12 protein-coding genes and 1 tRNA gene are annotated in these 16,306 nt (G+C 43.3%); 1 reads left to right on the forward strand and 12 read right to left on the reverse strand.

The window, feature by feature from the left end:
- Nucleotides 1–126 precede the first annotated feature (126 nt).
- Nucleotides 127–1,140 (reverse strand): ribose-phosphate diphosphokinase, encoded by a 1,014-nt coding sequence (locus tag HXT41_RS03495; RefSeq protein ID WP_012914450.1) that lies wholly within the window; start codon nt 1,138–1,140, stop codon nt 127–129.
- Between the two features lie 117 nt (nt 1,141–1,257).
- A complete protein-coding gene (locus HXT41_RS03500) occupies nt 1,258–2,334 on the reverse strand; it encodes a DMT family transporter (protein ID WP_012914451.1) in 1,077 nt (358 codons plus the stop codon).
- A 248-nt stretch (nt 2,335–2,582) separates the two neighbouring features.
- Here HXT41_RS03500 and rfbB point away from each other — a divergent pair, with 248 nt between their 5' ends.
- Nucleotides 2,583–3,674, forward strand: coding sequence for a dTDP-glucose 4,6-dehydratase (rfbB, locus tag HXT41_RS03505; protein ID WP_102155639.1), 1,092 nt, complete (start codon nt 2,583–2,585; stop codon nt 3,672–3,674).
- Between the two features lie 133 nt (nt 3,675–3,807).
- Here rfbB and HXT41_RS03510 read toward each other — a convergent pair.
- The 10 genes from HXT41_RS03510 to HXT41_RS03555 form a co-directional block, all read right to left on the reverse strand.
- Nucleotides 3,808–3,892, reverse strand: a tRNA-Ser gene (locus HXT41_RS03510).
- A 278-nt stretch (nt 3,893–4,170) separates the two neighbouring features.
- A complete protein-coding gene (gene glf / locus HXT41_RS03515) occupies nt 4,171–5,400 on the reverse strand; it encodes a UDP-galactopyranose mutase (RefSeq protein ID WP_103013909.1) in 1,230 nt (409 codons plus the stop codon).
- 98 nt (nt 5,401–5,498) lie between these two features.
- Complete coding sequence (locus HXT41_RS03520) at nt 5,499–6,467, reverse strand: glycosyltransferase family 2 protein (RefSeq protein WP_248893508.1); 969 nt, start codon at nt 6,465–6,467, stop codon at nt 5,499–5,501.
- Nucleotides 6,467–8,206 (reverse strand): glycosyltransferase, encoded by a 1,740-nt coding sequence (locus HXT41_RS03525; protein ID WP_415705366.1) that lies wholly within the window; start codon nt 8,204–8,206, stop codon nt 6,467–6,469. Before HXT41_RS03525 ends, HXT41_RS03520 begins: the two co-directional genes overlap by 1 nt.
- 57 nt (nt 8,207–8,263) lie before the next feature.
- Nucleotides 8,264–9,520: an ABC transporter ATP-binding protein gene (locus HXT41_RS03530; RefSeq protein ID WP_064621480.1), complete on the reverse strand. Its 1,257-nt coding sequence runs from the start codon at nt 9,518–9,520 to the stop codon at nt 8,264–8,266.
- Nucleotides 9,520–10,365, reverse strand: a complete 846-nt coding sequence (locus HXT41_RS03535; protein ID WP_004109231.1) for an ABC transporter permease — start codon at nt 10,363–10,365, stop codon at nt 9,520–9,522. The genes HXT41_RS03530 and HXT41_RS03535 overlap by 1 nt, the downstream gene beginning before the upstream one ends.
- Before the next feature lie 23 nt (nt 10,366–10,388).
- Nucleotides 10,389–11,639, reverse strand: a complete 1,251-nt coding sequence (locus tag HXT41_RS03540; protein ID WP_004109228.1) for an acyltransferase family protein — start codon at nt 11,637–11,639, stop codon at nt 10,389–10,391.
- Between the two features lie 82 nt (nt 11,640–11,721).
- Entirely contained in the window at nt 11,722–14,025 is a 2,304-nt protein-coding gene (locus HXT41_RS03545; RefSeq protein WP_421788544.1) for a hypothetical protein, read from the reverse strand.
- A gap of 84 nt (nt 14,026–14,109) precedes the next feature.
- On the reverse strand, nt 14,110–15,264 hold the full coding sequence (locus HXT41_RS03550) for a LicD family protein (protein WP_116440669.1): 1,155 nt from the start codon (nt 15,262–15,264) through the stop codon (nt 14,110–14,112).
- A 100-nt stretch (nt 15,265–15,364) separates the two neighbouring features.
- On the reverse strand, nt 15,365–16,303 hold the full coding sequence (locus HXT41_RS03555; RefSeq protein ID WP_102155630.1) for a DMT family transporter: 939 nt from the start codon (nt 16,301–16,303) through the stop codon (nt 15,365–15,367).
- Nucleotides 16,304–16,306: the final 3 nt, after the last annotated feature.

Here is a 16,306-nt window from a genome sequence, read left to right on the forward strand (position 1 = left end):
CCTCCTGCCGTTTTGAACCCGCATGTTAATGCATAAAGTTTATGCATTAACGCAAATTATGCGGTTATTTGTTTCAATTTTACACATCATACGTTTTTATGCGCTTTATGCGCTTTTATACATTTTTTATGCGTAAATATTATGCTGCTTCATATCTTCCGGAAGTGCATTGCGAAGCGACACAAGCGATCCAGAGCGGAACACGGAACGAATGCCAGCAGCAAGAAGCGGCGCAATCGAAAGAACCGTCATATTATCAAGACGCTTCTCTTCAGGCACAGGAACTGTATCCGTCACAATAATCTCGCGAACTCCAGCAGCTTTCAAACGCTCAACAGCAGGTCCAGAAAGCAAAGCATGCGTTGCAACCAAAGTAACAGATTTTGCTCCAGCCTCACGCAAAGTACGTACAGCTTCGCAAATAGTGCCAGCAGTATCGATCATATCGTCTACAACAATGCAATCGCGTCCTTTAATCTCACCAATGATGCCGTGAGCTTCAGCATGGTTAGGGCGCGTAATATCGCGCGTTTTATGAATAAAAGCAAGAGGTAAATCTCCGAGTTTTGCAGCCCATTGCTCAGAGACTTTGATGCGACCAGCATCAGGAGACACAATAGTTGCATTATCGAGCTTCATAGAGTTTCGCACATAATCAATAAGCACAGGCATCGCAGTCAAATGGTCAACAGGCCCGTCAAAGAAACCCTGCTCCTGAGTTGCGTGCATGTCAACAGTCAAAATGCGCGTGGCACCAGCAGCGCGGAATAAGTCAAACATGAGTCGAGCAGTAATAGGCTCACGTCCCTGATGCTTCTTATCTTGGCGAGAATATCCAAAGAACGGTGCAACCACGTTAATACTGCGAGCAGATGCGCGTCGCAAAGAATCGACCATAAGCAGCTGTTCCATAATCCAATTGTTAATAGGATTCGTGTGTGCCTGAAGCACAAACACATCCGAACCACGAACAGGCTGAGTAAAGCGCACATACATTTCGCCATTCGCAAAATCGTAGGCAGTAGTCTCAAGCACATCAATACCAAGATACTGTGCAGTCTCATTAGCAAGTTCTGGGTATGCGCGACCCGTAACTAACATCATCTGCTTTTTTGGATTGCCTTCAAGAATTGTTGACATAATTGCCTTCCCGTTTGCAAACTGGTGTTGCGCGACATAGTCGCTTTCTATTTTAGCAGCTTGTGCGCCTCGTACGACACAACAAGCGTTTTATTTTAGCGCGTTACTTTAAAATCATTAAGAACTACGCTTGCAAAGCAAAATCATCATTACGAAAATAAGCCCGAATCCCACAAAATCTGCCCATGAAAAAACAGCTCCAGTAAACATAACAGCAGTAATTGCAGCAGTAACAGGCTCGCTAGCTCCAAGCAAAGTGCCACGAACAGAGCCTACTCGCATAATGCCCTCTAAGAACAGCCAATATGCTCCAAAAGTTCCAGCAATAACAGTAAAAGTAAAAAGCAGCATAGCGCGCAAATCTAATGCAGGCATCGTTTCCCACGGTCGCACAAACGGGAGCATAATACAACCAGAAATAATAAACGTAATGCCATTAACAGTCAGATTTCCCCATTTTGCAATCAATTTCACAGGCATAATAGCAAGCGCCGCTGTAGACGCAGCATCTGCAAGACCCCAAAGCAAACCCATAACAGGCAAAGACAGTGAAGAAAGATTACCACCTGTAGCCATTAAAGCAGTTCCTGCAAAAGCTAGCACAACTCCAATAGTTTCGCGCATAGTTGGCACGCGGCGCGTGTGCAAGCATGCGTAAACCAGCACGAACAGAAGATTAAGGCTCTGAAGCACAGTTGCAGTGCCGGAATTAGTCCAGTCGATTGTGCACAAGTACGAAACTTGCGTAAGAAGCACGCAAACTACGCCTGTAACCGCCATCGAAATCCACGTGCGACCAGTTTTCACAGCACCACTTAACTGCTTAGGAGTGCAAGCTGCAGCAGTAATGACAAATAACATGCCAGCAGCAATTTGACGAACGCAAGCGATTTGCAAAGGAGATACGCGATACGTCGACATGAGGATTTTCGAAACTGTTGCGTTTGCACCCCAAAATGCGCCACCTAAAAGAGTTAAAAATATTCCTACAAGAATAGCGTTTGTAGAATGATTTAACGCTGGATTAGGTTTATTTGGAGTACCTTCGATTGCTTTTGTTGCAGATTTTGATGTGTCAAAAGTCTTTGAACCTGTTGATTGCAATTTTGAAGATTGTTGCTTTTTTGTTGAAGAGGAATCAATATTTGATGAATCCAAATCATGCGCACTGCTACGCCAAGAAAACTTAACCATTATTAGATTCACCTCGCATCCCCAAAACAAGCAAACATGCAGTAATTATTGCACATCTACTCAACTAATTTGCTGGTAAACAACACTTTAGAAAAACATACTCTACTTGCACACACGAAAGAAATGTATAGTATTAAAAAATTACAATTCAAAACGCGCGCATTAAACAATAAAATCAACGAAATAAACCAAAATAACAACGTGACTTAAGCCATAAACCAACGCACTAGTCATATGAAGGCGGAAACATGCACAACTACGCATCAAACAGTAATATTTTTCAACCACACCACATTTTAGTTACTGGCGGCGCAGGTTTTATTGGATCTAATTTTGTGCATTACATAGCTAAATATCATGTAACGGTTGCTGTTACGGTACTTGATTTGCTTACTTACGCTGGGAATATGGCAAATCTTTACGACTTACCTCAAGATTTTGCAAACAACCGATACGCTTTTATTCGCGGAGATATTCGAGACGAAAATATAGTTGATCAGCTATTAGATCCGCATAATCCAATTAAAACTGCAGAAGGAACAACACTTCCTGCTATAGACGCAATCGTAAATTTTGCTGCAGAATCACACAACGATAATGCAATCGAGTTTTCTGACCCGTTTATAAGCACAAATATTTTAGGAACGCATACACTCATTAAATTCGCACACAAATATAATATTCGCTTCCATCAAGTAAGCACCGATGAAATTTACGGAGATTTTCCTATTGACAGCGTGCTTAAATTCGACGAGTCAAGTCCATATTGTCCATCTAGTCCATATTCTGCAAGCAAAGCTGCAGGCGATCTCTTGGTAAAAGCATGGTGTAGAACTTACGGTTTGCGCGCAACTATTTCGAATAGCAGCAATAATTACGGGCCACGACAGCATATTGAAAAGTTTATTCCTCGCCAAATTACAAACATTATGTGCAATATGCCAGCAAAATTGTACGGCGTAGGAGATTCGATACGCGATTGGATCCACGTTGAAGATAATTGCGACGCAATATGGCATGTTCTAACGCGTGGAACAATCGGTGAAACATATAATATTGGCGCTAACTGTGAAATTAACAACATAAATATTTTGCGGATTTTGATGCAACTCATGGGCGTGCCAGAATCAAATATAACGTATGTAAATCCCAGAATAGGCGAGGATAGGCGTTACGCACTAGATACTACGAAAATTCGAACACAATTAAAATGGGAGCCTAAACACGATAATTTGAAGCAAGAATTGCAAGAAACAATATCATGGTACGACTCTCACGCCGATTTATGGAAGCCTATTAAAGCGCAAGTCGAGCAGCATTACGCTGAATTAGGGCACTGAATTTGGGTGACGAAATTGCGCTCGACGACCTGCCTGAGTGATTAGAGTGTAACATGCGCGACGTCGGGTAAGCGGCAATCGGGTTTTCGGCATGAAAAAAGGGCTTCTAGCGATTGGCTAGAAACCCTAGGAGCGGAGAATACGAGATTCGAACTCGTGAGGCTGTTACACCAACACGCTTTCCAAGCGTGCGCCATAGACCACTAGGCGAATTCTCCAAACTGCTAACTTAGCAATCAAACTGCTTGCCAAGCAAACAACTTAAATAGAATACCACGAATCGCGGATATTGCAAACTCGCGCGCGCCGACAACCTTTTTGGGGACACTCGCGCAGATTGCGTTCTGCATTAGGGTCGAATTTTGCTTGTTTTGGGACACTCGCGCAGTCAGCAAACTGCATCCGTGTCCCTGATTGCCGTTTTAGCGCGCGCTCAGGTTACATGCTTTCAGGTTACGCGCGCGGCGGCTAATCGCAAGAACGCCCACCAAACCACCTAAGCCAGCAACGGCACCACTTGAGATTCGTAAGCGCGCAAAGCCATGTCGATTACGTTGTGCATATCGTAATAGCTGTAAGTTCCCAAGCGACCGCCGAAAACTGTGCGAGACTCAGCCGCAGCAAGCTCCGCATAGCGCGCGTACAAGGCTTTATCTGCATCAGTATTCACAGGATAGTAAGGCTCATCGTCGCGAGTTGCAGCGCGAGAATACTCCTGCCACACTACAGTTTCCCCAGCTTTCACGCTTTTTCCAGGCACAAAATCAGCCTCGCCACTAGCCTCTCCGCCAACTTCTTCACGCTCTGGATTAAAGTTCTTAAACTCAATCGCGCGCGTAAATGGCACATCAGCATCCGAATAGTTCATAACTGGGCAGCCAAAATGGTCGCTCTCCTCGTAACGCACTTCCTTAAAGTCTACAGTGCGCCACTTCAACTCGCCGAGCGCGTAGTCAAAATACCTATCAACCGGACCGGTATAAACAACCGGCACTCCAGCTTCCGCCAGCGCGCGCTTATTAAACGGCTGAGATTCGTCGAAGAAGTCTACACCAAGCGAAACGTGAATACGCGGATCGTCAATCATGCGCTGCATCCAAGCCGTGTAGCCGTCCGTAGGCAAGCCTTCCCAAGTGTCCTTAAAGTAGCGATTATTATAGTTAAATCTCACAGGCAAGCGCTTAATAATTCCAGCAGGAAGCTCGGAAGGATCCGTCTGCCACTGCTTTGCCGTGTAGTTTTTAATAAACGCTTCATAAAGCGGACGACCAATTAAGCTAATGCCCTTATCGTTCAAATTTTGCGGATCTTTGCCAGCCAACTCCCCCGCTTGGCTTGCAATCAAAGCCTTTGCTTCCTCTGGCGTGTAGTGCGCGTGGAAGAACTGGTTAATTGTACCCAAGTTGATTGGCAGCGGATACACTTCGCCGTCGTGCGTTGCGTACACGCGATGTACGTAGTTAGTAAACGACGTAAAACGATTCACATAATCCCACACGCGCTTGTTGCTTGTGTGGAAAAGATGCGCTCCGTACTTGTGAATTTCGATTCCTGTGCGCTCGTCAAAATACGAGTAAGCGTTTCCACCGATGTGATTTCGAACGTCAATAATTTCAACGCGAGCGCCCGTATGCTCCACTGCTTGCTGAGCTACAGTTAAGCCGAACAATCCTGCTCCAACAACTACTAAATCTGGGTAAGTTGCTGATTTTGCTTTTTCGTACATTTTATTCCTTTATAAGATACGTCTATTTTGAAATTATGCTTTATATATTCCCGTTATTAAGCTATTCCAGTTATTAACCTAGCATTTCGCTTGTTGCGCTACTTATTTTTAGGAAAATCAACTTTTGGATTAAATCTAATCGCTTTTAGCATTTGACCAATCATTTTGCGGCGCAACTTTCTCTCAACATGCCCTCTTCGCATTTGACGAACTACATTTGCGCAGAAAAGCAAGTATTTTGCTTTACCTTCGTGATGCAAACGGTAAGATGCTTGATTACGCACGCCGTATGCGAATTTCCAAGCATTCTTTTTGTCAATCATTGTAAAGTTCACACCCTTGTTTGCTCCCATGTCATGCATAATTACACTATCGAGAACCTGCACGCCCGGGCATACACGCGTAATACGAAGTGTATATTCGGCATCATCGAACCAAATAAAGTATTCTTTAAATGGCAATCCGTACTTTTCTATAACCCAACGAGGAATAAGCACCGACACAAACGAACAGCTTGTAACCATAACGAGATTGTTAAATCCTTTAGCAATAAGCCTTCCCCAATCCCACGTTGGTACTGGATTGTTCATTTCGCATATTGATCCATCAACAAACTTAACCATTGAGCAAGCATACGGAACATCCGCACCAAGCTCACCTACGGCAGCATTAAATCCATCTAGAAGCTTTTCCAAAGCTTGTGGCTGAGGGTAGCCATCGTCGTCAAAAATCCACACGAAATCTGCGCCAAGCTCGTACCCTTTACGCATACCAGCACTAAAGCCACCTGCACCGCCAACGTTTTCTGGCAAATTTACAACAGTAAGATTTACTCGATTCCCCAAATGACCATTCGCAAAATCGCGAGTGTACTCTTCCAAATATTTATCTGTGCCATCAGTTGAAGCATTGTTAACAATGATTAGTTGATTTGGAAGTCGCGTTTGAGATTCTAACGAAGCCAATACGGTTTTTAGTTTCTCTAACCTGTTAAAAGTTACTACAACAGCCGCAACATTAACGCTATCTTTTGATTTATTAGCATTCACTACTTGAGCATTTGACATTACTTGCTCCATTCTTCAAATAACTTAGTAAATAACGTTTCTGCAGATTCGAGTTTTGCAAAATTGCGCAATTTTTCAACTTCTTCTTTTAACAATAATGAACGATATGAATCATTCTCCATAATCTTAAACAATTCCTTTACAGACGCTTTAACAAAACTAGAAGTCATTCTTGGCAATAACGCACTTTTTGCTATAACAGTTTTTTGCGATCCAACATCCGATGAAATTACTGGAACTCCATTAGAAAGCGCTTCAATAGTTGTAAGCGTAATACCCTCGTTTACAGAGCTAATAAGTAGCACGTCCGCATCATCATACGTTTTTTGAGCTGGAATTTTCATAGATCTGCGCTCAATAACGTTTTCAAGACCATACCTAGATATAAGTTCTGAAACAAATGTGTCTAATTCGCCATCTCCATGCAAAATAAAGTGGAATTTCCCTGGATATTTTTTGTTTAAAGCTTTTGCAACAAGAACAAACGCTTCTGGACGTTTTTGTCTTGCAATCCTTCCAACAAAAGCAACATTCAGAACATTTTTATTTTTTCTCGGCGATACGCAATCGTTTCCAATTCCAGCAGTAAGACCAATAAGTGGAGCATCAACAATCTTGGAAGATTCAATACCATGCACATTATGTAACCAATTTTCAAGTTGTGGAGAAATAACATGGTGCAAATCAATCCACTTATCGTGTGTTACAGCTTCATGCGGATATCCTCCACAATTTATGTATTCAACAATATGCAGCGAATCAATAATATGTGTTTCTGGGAAGAATTGTTTAACCCACCAAATATGGTCGTAAAGCCATTGGCAATGGTGTATTGCTATTGCTTTAATGTCAAATTGCTCAAACAAAGATCTTAAAAGTGGAACATCCGCCCAATATTCTCTAATTGGTGGAGTAAGTGGTAACACAAGAGCATCATCACAGAAATCTTTCGTGATCCACGGCTGGTGACCGTCTCTATCTGTGATAACAATTGGCACAAAACCAGCTTTTTTGGCAAGTTTTATTGTTTCTACAGCCCATCTTTCTGCACCACCAGCTTGCAGCCAATGCAAACCTATAATAATAGCTTTTTTAGCTCCTTCAACTCTTTTAGCAGGAGAAACACAGTCCAATCTAGCATCTTTTATATTTGATAAATCCCAATTTTCTTGTTTTGCAATTTCTCTTTGGTGAGCATTTGCAACATAATCAAACTTCTTTTTATTCCAAGGACAATACGCTTCAACAAGTTTCTTCGAATCACACTCGCGTTTTTTGCGCATTACTTCCCTAACAACATCAAACATAGAAGGTGCGTGTAATTCACACTCTTTGTAAATGTGCTGCTTTAACGTATCAGAAGCCCAGTGAGACATCACATCATCGTCGGTTGCATCATCTGGTGTCAGCAACAAATACCTAACGCCATTATCATTAAATAACTTGCCTTCATTCCAAAATTCTTTTGTGTATTCGCTATTAGTTTTAACAGTTGATTGTGCACTAAAAGTTGCGATTGGTTTCAATCCTTCGTTTTTTGTACAAGCACCGTCAAAAACTGAAAAATCAGCCAATCGCGGATACTGCCATTTTTGACCCATGTAAACTTGATATTGCAAAGTTCTAGATGGAGCTGTTAGGGAATGATAATTTATAGCACCCACAATAAGCCTGCGTTGACGCTCGCTTAAAGAGTCTATATAAGCTTTTGCATTAACATCTAGATTAAAGAAATTCATTACTAAAATACCCTTATTTTTAGCCTTTAACACATATAAAACCAGCAATAAATAAAGCTAGCATTTATAATGCTTTAAGCAAGTAAAAGTCATTGCATTGTCATTTAAGAGCGCATACTCACGGTTTCGACTATCTCTTACAGCAAACATGCATGAATTACTGTCGTTAGTAAACGCAACCATATCTGTTAATTCAGGATCAGTTTTGCTTCTAGTACGAAGAGAGGCAACAAGCTTAAATTCGCCATTATTTAAGATTTTAAGAGGCACTTCAAATTCAACTTTTTGTCTTCCTGTTCCTTCGAGCTCAATTTTATCTGCTCCAGAATCATACGTGATTCCTCCACGTTTTATGTCGTGCATTGCTACAGCTATAAAATATTTTCCAGGCTCATTGAATTCATATTCAATAGCAAAACGGAATTTTTCTTTACAATTAAGCAACTGCTTACTCAAAGGAACAATGCGCATAAATGGCACTCGCTCATTCAAGCCAACAGCATAACTATCTTCACTTTCTCCGCCATTTTGGCTAGAAAGATTTTCTAGAGTATAACGATTTGCAACATCGTCTTTATCTCCGTTAACAATCACTTCGCCATTCTTAATAAGAACAGCTTTATTGCAATAACGCTTTACTGCGTTCATATCGTGCGTAACGAGAATAACTGTTTTGTTAGCATCTTTTTTGACTTTTGCAAAATATTCATCGCATTTTCTTTGAAAAGCTTCATCTCCAACTGCAAGAACTTCATCAAGTACTAGAATATCTCCCTGAGCTTGAATTGCAACTGAAAATGCAAGACGCACTTGCATACCAGAAGAGTAGTTTTTAAGTTTTTGATCCATAAACTCTTCAAGTTCTGCAAAATGCACTATATCGTCATACATGTTTTCAATTTGCGAGCGCGTAAAACCTAATAGTGCTCCATTTAAAAACACGTTTTCGCGACCGGTTAGTTCTGGGTTGAAGCCTACGCCAAGCTCAATGAATGGCACGAGTTTTCCGTTGACGTGTATGCGTCCGGAGTCTGGTACGTAGATTCCAGAGATGAGTTTGAGTAGGGTTGATTTGCCGCTTCCGTTGCGTCCTACGATGCCGAAGAAGTCGCCTTTGCGTACTTCAAAGTTGATATCACGCAGAACGTGCTGTTCTTTGTAGCCTTTGATACCACGCGTCCAATTAATAAACGCCTGTTTCAAACCGCTTGCTTGCTCAGTTGGTAGCTTAAAGTATTTGCCTACGTGTTCTACTGAAAGTACGACTGGTTGCAACTCTTCTTTTTCAGTATTTGTCAACTCAATCTCGCTCATTACATCACCTCAGCAAACTTACGATTGCACTTGCGGAACACTGCGACGCCGAGCACACACAAGATTACGGTTAATACTACCGGAACCATCATCAGCAAAGGAGACCCTACTAAATTCCACACAGTAGGCTGAGTAAGAGGTGCTACAAGATTGTGGCGCAAATCTTGAATACATTGTGCAATAGGGTTAAGTAACTGCACTTTTGCAATAACCGTTCCCCATCTTCCTAAAGAATTATTACCAATCACCATGCTTAGAGGGTAAATGATTGGCATTGCGTAAAACAGTACTTGTTGCGCCACGTCCCACAAGTGCGCAATGTCGCGAAAATACACGTACATAGTTGCTAGCAGCAGCGTTACGCCTAATGCTAATGCGTACAACTGTATACAATTCAAAGGAACTAATAGCACCCACCACGTAAATTGCACGCCTGAGCAGATGGCGAAAATGATTACTACCACAAGATTTATTGCAAAACTGATTAACGCGCCAACAGTTGCCGAAACCACCACAATATAGTTAGGAAAATGGATTTTACGCAGCAAATCTCCACGGTCTACCACCGCACGTAAACCAATCGAAGTAGCCTCGCCAAAGAACTGCCATGCGCTAATGCCAAGCAAAAGCACAACTGGATAGGTGGGCGTGCCATCCGACATTCGCAAAAACTTTGCAAACACTGCATACATTACGCAAAACAGCATAAGCGGTCGTAAAACCGACCACGCAACTCCCAAGAAAGACCCTTGGTAGCGCAATTTGAAATCAGTTTTCACCAGCTCTTTAAGAACCACCCACGAATAGTGGTATCTTGCGCGCAACTTATCTACAATGTTTTTCACAAGATATATAGTTTACCAGTTACTTACTCCATTTTGGATTGCGAATCCGTTTTGTGCACAGAACATACGCAATTGGCAACATGCTCCAAAGTTAGCGCAATTCGGTTGGAAATTGGTTTGATAACGAGATCTATTACAACTGCAACAACTGAAAGTGCTGCGTACGTACAAATTAAAGTAATTGCGTAAAGTAGCACTATGAGTGCGCTTGAGGAAGTTGTAGGAAGCATCCACGCCACGAACGTCCACAACGCTATGAAAATAAACATGTGCTCGTGAAGAAGGTACACTCCGAAAGTTGCTTTGGAAACGCGCAAAATTACGGTTCTTGCTAGTCCTTTAATTCGCAGCATATTTATTCGGTGTACGAGAATGAAAATACACATTGCAATAATCATTGGCAGTATTCCAATGCCGCTGTGGACCTGCTGATCCCACGTAAGAACTCGCACAAACTTATTCCCGGACGAAGCAACATAGTCGAAAGCGAGCATAAGAACAGTAGATATTGCTACGCACGCACAAAGTCGCTTCGTAGTAAGTTTTTTTATTCCGCTACCGTACTGCGCAATAAAAGCTCCGGCTAAATATCCAAAAATTGCGTAAATAATATCGTTCCAAGTATAATTTTTGCCAAAATATAGCGGAATAAGTGAGATTGACGCAAGAAGTACCAGTAGCATAGCATGATTGCGCTGAGTCATGTGACTTATAAGAATGTTGATAAAAGGCATGAACATGAGCATGATTAAGTACGCGCTCATGAACCAATAGCTTCGGTAAGTAAATGGCGTCACATTCCACAACAGCGTGTAGACAAGTTCTTTTCCGTGAAGTAAGTTGCTCAAATTTTCCGGAAGTAAGCCAAAGCAGTCTGCTACGAAGGTTACTGCCAGCACGATAATGCAGTAGAAGAACATTTGCGCCCACGCTGCAAAAACGCGTCGGTAGCGGAAGGTTTTGCGACATAAAAAGTAGCCGGAAATAATAAAGAAGGTTGAGACACCAACTTGACCGTATTGTACGACTAAGAATTTAAGTGCTGAACGCAAGCCTGGAGCCGGCAAAAGTTCCATATTGAAACTGTGCTCGCGAATGTTCAAATGTATGATCATGTGGCAGGCCACAATCATAAGCATTGCAATAATTCGCAAGACTTCAACTTGCAGGTCTTTTTGTGTGCCATTTTGCAGGTCTTTGGTCGATTGTAATACCGCTTGAGCTTGTGCAGAAGACGCTACTTTTTGCGCTGATTGTTTCTGTTCTACTACCATATTTTCTTCTTCAAAATTTTTTTATTCAAATTATCTGAATTGTAATTTACTAATAGTAACCAAATTGCAACTGATTCGTCTGTTACGTAAGTGGCGAGAACCAGGATTCGATACTTCTGTATATACTCGGCCTAGTGCCTTGAAGGTCTGAGTATCGTCCGTTGGCAAGGAGGTTTAAGGAACACAAGCCCACGCTGGAAATCACCAGAATAATCAAAACTTTGTGCATTAACTTAAAGTTGGCTTTAGAAGGCGGCTCCTCGCCTGTTTCGTTGACGCAACCAGAAGGAACGTCAACCGTGTGCACGCAAGACGAGACTTTGTCTACAAGACTTGCAATCACCATAATTGCACACAACGCTAGCAGCCAGCCGAAATCACTAAAGTACCTGCTGGAAATTCCTACTACTTCCGCGTCTAATACCATAAGCAGTATCGACAATGTTAAGCCGAGCGTAAAGAATCCAGCAAGCTGCTTTTTGCGTAATTGTTGCTTTACTACCGGGTACAGTACTACGGCTGCGCATACAGGAGAGTAAGCGAGTAGGCCGCCAAAGAATGGCTCCATAATGATTTGCCCGTGGAACATTGACGGCAGCACGGATTGTTCCATAAACGGAAAAACTGGCGTAATAGTAATAGGCTGGAACAAGTACATCCATACTCCCCATGGGATTCGCGCCCAAGAGTAGGAGCGGTGAACCATGTCAAAACCGGTGAGATTGTAGGTTGCACCAAAATCGAGTGGAGAACCGAAACGCGCGTAGTTGTACCAGCAGGCAGCTAAGCCTATAAGAATCATTGGTGCGATTACGCATATAGTATTGATTATGCTGCTTCGTTTGAAGGCAAAAAATAGACGGTACTTTACGATTTCTTCCTTAAAAATTACGAAAGCAAACAGTGACGCCAGAATAAATTGCGGTCTACACCATAGGTTTAGTGCAATACATACTGCTCCCAGAATGAGTAGCGACTTCCGTAAGTACGGGGTTTCAGAAAGAGCATCTTGAGTAGTTCGCGCTTGTAGCCACAATCCCAGTCCTAAGCAGGTGAAACACAATGATGACAGCATAGGAAGCGAGTAGATTTGCGGCAGATACACCTGAATTAGCACTCCGCTGGACATGAGCATAACGAGATGCGACAGCACAAGGAAGCCGAAGGATCGCTTTGGGAAGAAGCGTCGAAGTAATTGCACCATAAGATAGATAGAAGCAATTGCGAAAGCGACAGCAAAGAAGGCGACGGCGTAATCTGTACGCAAATCGTGGCCGGTAAGTACTTTGAACGGCACAAAAAGTAACAGTGCAGGAAGTGCGCCGAAGTAAGTAAAGTAGTGGCTTCCGTGGAACGCATAATCCCAGTAAGTTGGTTGACCAGTTTTTATCGACATGGCGTAGCGCGCGCCTGCATCGTAAGGGTTGCTCATATTCGGCAGCCAGTCAGGAACCGGCAGATCCAAGTACAGGTGACCTTTGAGCAGACTGTTGGCGAGGTGATTGTACTGGTTGGCGTCACATATAAAGCCGCCGTTATTACACACACCAGCTGTAAACATGTGTTGAGTACCAGTAACTTTCGTTACTCCAATAAGTATTGCGCACTGCACTAGCATTAACGCAACAAGCCACAACTGCTGCTTGCGCACACGCAAATCAAGTGCTTCTTTATAAATGCGCGAACGCGGAGCCAACGCGTATATCGCGTAAGCAATCAGCAACAACATCACGACACGAATAAGTGAAATATGTAACGGTCTACGCTGGTTCAACGCAAGATTAGCAATTGTAAAAGAATCGCCTTTCTGAAGCTTCGTACTCAAACGCAAGCCCGCAACTTTATCAACCGCATGCACGCGCACATACTTCGTATCGTTCACATTCGACGTAACTGGCTGAGACGCAACTTGAATATAGGAAGTACTATTGCCGCCATCCAACACATACACAGCAATATCGAGTGTGCGAGTGTGAGGCGAGCGCGTATCGACGTAAATGTTATTTATTTGAGAAGGCTGAGCGTAATGCAATTGTATGTATTGATCGTTTTTGCCGGTAACTGTGTACACGTCGCCGTGACGCGTCAAACCTGCACCGGTTGAAACTCTCTGAACAGGAGTTAGCTTGAATCCTGACGATTCGATTGCCGGAAAGTTGAACCATACAAGTTCCAGCAGAAGCACAATAATAAGCGGCATAATTAGCGATATGCGTCGTAAAACAGAACGCATAGCGCGAGCACAATCGCGACTGCACTGTATCGCACTGCTTATTGCACCACTTATTGTGCTACTTACTGCACTACCCGCCATCGTTACGTTTCTTTCTGCCGCCACATCATTTACAGCAGTCGCATTACCGTTACTATTGCTCGTATCGCCCATATGCACACCTGTTAATTCCTTCGTACTATTGCCATTCTTAACGTTACTGTTTTGTAGAGTTACCGTTTTGTAGCGTTACATAACTCACTCAAGTCTGCCACAATCGATCGCATACGGATTTGAACGAATATCCTGCTCGATTACATCGTCAGTATGACTGCTATGCAAGGATTCGCAGTCAACATGACGGAAGTGCGTAATAATATCCGACGGCAGCTGATAAATATCACCATACACGCGTTCCAAAATATCTTCCGATAACTGCGGTATAGCAACAGAAAAATCTTCAAAAGTTGCCATTTTTACTGGAAACATTTCGGCACATCGTGCAATATACAAATTCTCAGCATCAACATTATCCAAACCGTACACCACGTTGCGCGCGCAAGACTTACTCACCACAAGCCCCTGGTTTACAGCCTTCTTTTGGAAACTCTGAAAAATCTGTTCAATATCAGCAGTGTATTCGCCGCCCTGCTCAACATAACCGCGGTCAAGCCATGTGTTGAAAAAAGTCTGCGAACGCAACTCTTGCTGCAAATCCTTACGCAAAGACACAAAACTCTGCTGCTGTTCAGACGTCAAATCAGGCGCGTAATCGTAGAAGAAAATATCCAAAAAACAAGGATTACTATTATTCGCGTAGCGGAACCGCAACTGACGGCAGCACACGTACGGATCGTACACGAGCACCGCACGGTAGCGCGCGCACAACGCGGCATCCTCACGCAACATCGTTAACAGCTTATCGATATCCTCTCGCATCATACCCAAGTCAACATCGTCATCCCAAGGAATAAACCCACGATGACGCACGCAACCGAGCAGCGTACCAAAATCAGCCCAATACTGAAGATTATGCTGCTGCGCAATCTGCGTAAACTCGCTCAGCAGCGACGCGCAACCACGTTGTATAACGCGCATAGAACCTGTAGCTTTCGGCAAACTAAGGAAGAAACGCTTATGTGCATCCACGCTACTTTCGCCATCTTTCCTATAGTTTGACCAAGCCATAATCGAAGACTGCTCGCGATTCGTCAAAATCTCCGCACGCAACGACTTCTCAACGTTATACTGCCCAACCTCAAGATGAGCGCAGCGAGCGTCGACACATTCTTGCAATCGAGAAATTTGCGTTTGAATAGTGCTCAGCTGCTCGCGCACTTCCACAATAGAGCGTTTTGACGAAGGGAGTCTGCCTATTATCCAACTCACTATGCGACGTAACTGCGAAACCATAAGTTCATTACTCCCTCATTATTTAAAAACATACTTGCTATAGCGTACTGCTATAAACTGTTGCCACAATGCAATACAGGTTTATCATACTCCGTTGCGATTATTTTTCGGAAGCCACCACTACCGTCCCCGCAATTATCACCACGCAACAAACCCACGCAATAAGCGGCGGAATCGTTTGAGAAAGTAACGCTGCTGCAATCATGCTCCACACCGCGTACGTAATATTTCCAGCCATAGCGCGCGTCGCACCAACCTGAGCAATACCGCGGTAGTAGCACAAGTAGGAAGCAGTACCAAGTAACGCTATAAATATAGCTAACGCAATAAAGCCGGCTGATTGCATAATCTTTACACTAAAAACCGGCAGTATCGTACACAACGGCACAATGAGTAAGGCGTACGACAGTGCGGAAACAGTTTCGCGCACGTGCAGCATTACTTCGTCGTCCACGCTTTGCTTTCTGGTAGCCCACGCGCAAGCAACGGCTTCACTTCCCCAACCAATAACACTGAAAATAGCCGCAATCAAACCTAAGACTATGCTACCCGGAGAGAAGACAGTTGCGGTTGAAGATTCCACGCAAGAACAGTAGCCAAGCACTCCTACCGCAATAAGCGTTACAGCAAAAGCACAATATTTCAACGCACTTAAGCGTTCGCGCAACACAATAGAAGAAAGTACTATGCCAAAGGCCGGGTACAGTGCGGAAATCGCAGCAGCGTAACCGGCACCAATATTGCTTGCCGCAATAGCGTAACCGGTCATACCAATTGGGCCTCCAAGAAGCGAACTCAACACAATAGGCACAATCAATTTCGTACGTTTGCAAAGAGCAACAGTTTCGCGCAACTTTGAACGACAAGCCATATAAATCCACAATATTACAGCGCACACAACGTCGTGAACGCAAGCACCCACAACGCCCACATACCATACTGCAGAAGGTGTTAAACCATGAACAGATAACGCAACCAATACCGCAAGCAAAGCAGTGTCGACTCCCCAAAAAAGGCCGCTTATTAAGGAATATTTCATAAA

This window comes from Gardnerella sp. DNF01189 (genome assembly GCF_049244195.1).
Classification (GTDB): Bacteria; Actinomycetota; Actinomycetes; order Actinomycetales; family Bifidobacteriaceae; genus Bifidobacterium; species Bifidobacterium swidsinskii.

Coding starts and splice junctions, on each gene's coding strand:
- HXT41_RS03530 (WP_064621480.1), bottom strand. CDS start 9,520: ATGAGCGAGATTGAGTTGACAAATACTGAAAAAGAAGAGTTGCAACCA.
- HXT41_RS03525 (WP_415705366.1), bottom strand. CDS start 8,206: ATGAATTTCTTTAATCTAGATGTTAATGCAAAAGCTTATATAGACTCT.
- HXT41_RS03495 (WP_012914450.1), bottom strand. CDS start 1,140: ATGTCAACAATTCTTGAAGGCAATCCAAAAAAGCAGATGATGTTAGTT.
- HXT41_RS03500 (WP_012914451.1), bottom strand. CDS start 2,334: ATGGTTAAGTTTTCTTGGCGTAGCAGTGCGCATGATTTGGATTCATCA.
- HXT41_RS03550 (WP_116440669.1), bottom strand. CDS start 15,264: ATGGTTTCGCAGTTACGTCGCATAGTGAGTTGGATAATAGGCAGACTC.
- HXT41_RS03555 (WP_102155630.1), bottom strand. CDS start 16,303: ATGAAATATTCCTTAATAAGCGGCCTTTTTTGGGGAGTCGACACTGCT.
- rfbB (WP_102155639.1), top strand. CDS start 2,583: ATGCACAACTACGCATCAAACAGTAATATTTTTCAACCACACCACATT.
- HXT41_RS03540 (WP_004109228.1), bottom strand. CDS start 11,639: ATGGTAGTAGAACAGAAACAATCAGCGCAAAAAGTAGCGTCTTCTGCA.
- HXT41_RS03545 (WP_421788544.1), bottom strand. CDS start 14,025: ATGGGCGATACGAGCAATAGTAACGGTAATGCGACTGCTGTAAATGAT.
- glf (WP_103013909.1), bottom strand. CDS start 5,400: ATGTACGAAAAAGCAAAATCAGCAACTTACCCAGATTTAGTAGTTGTT.
- HXT41_RS03520 (WP_248893508.1), bottom strand. CDS start 6,467: ATGTCAAATGCTCAAGTAGTGAATGCTAATAAATCAAAAGATAGCGTT.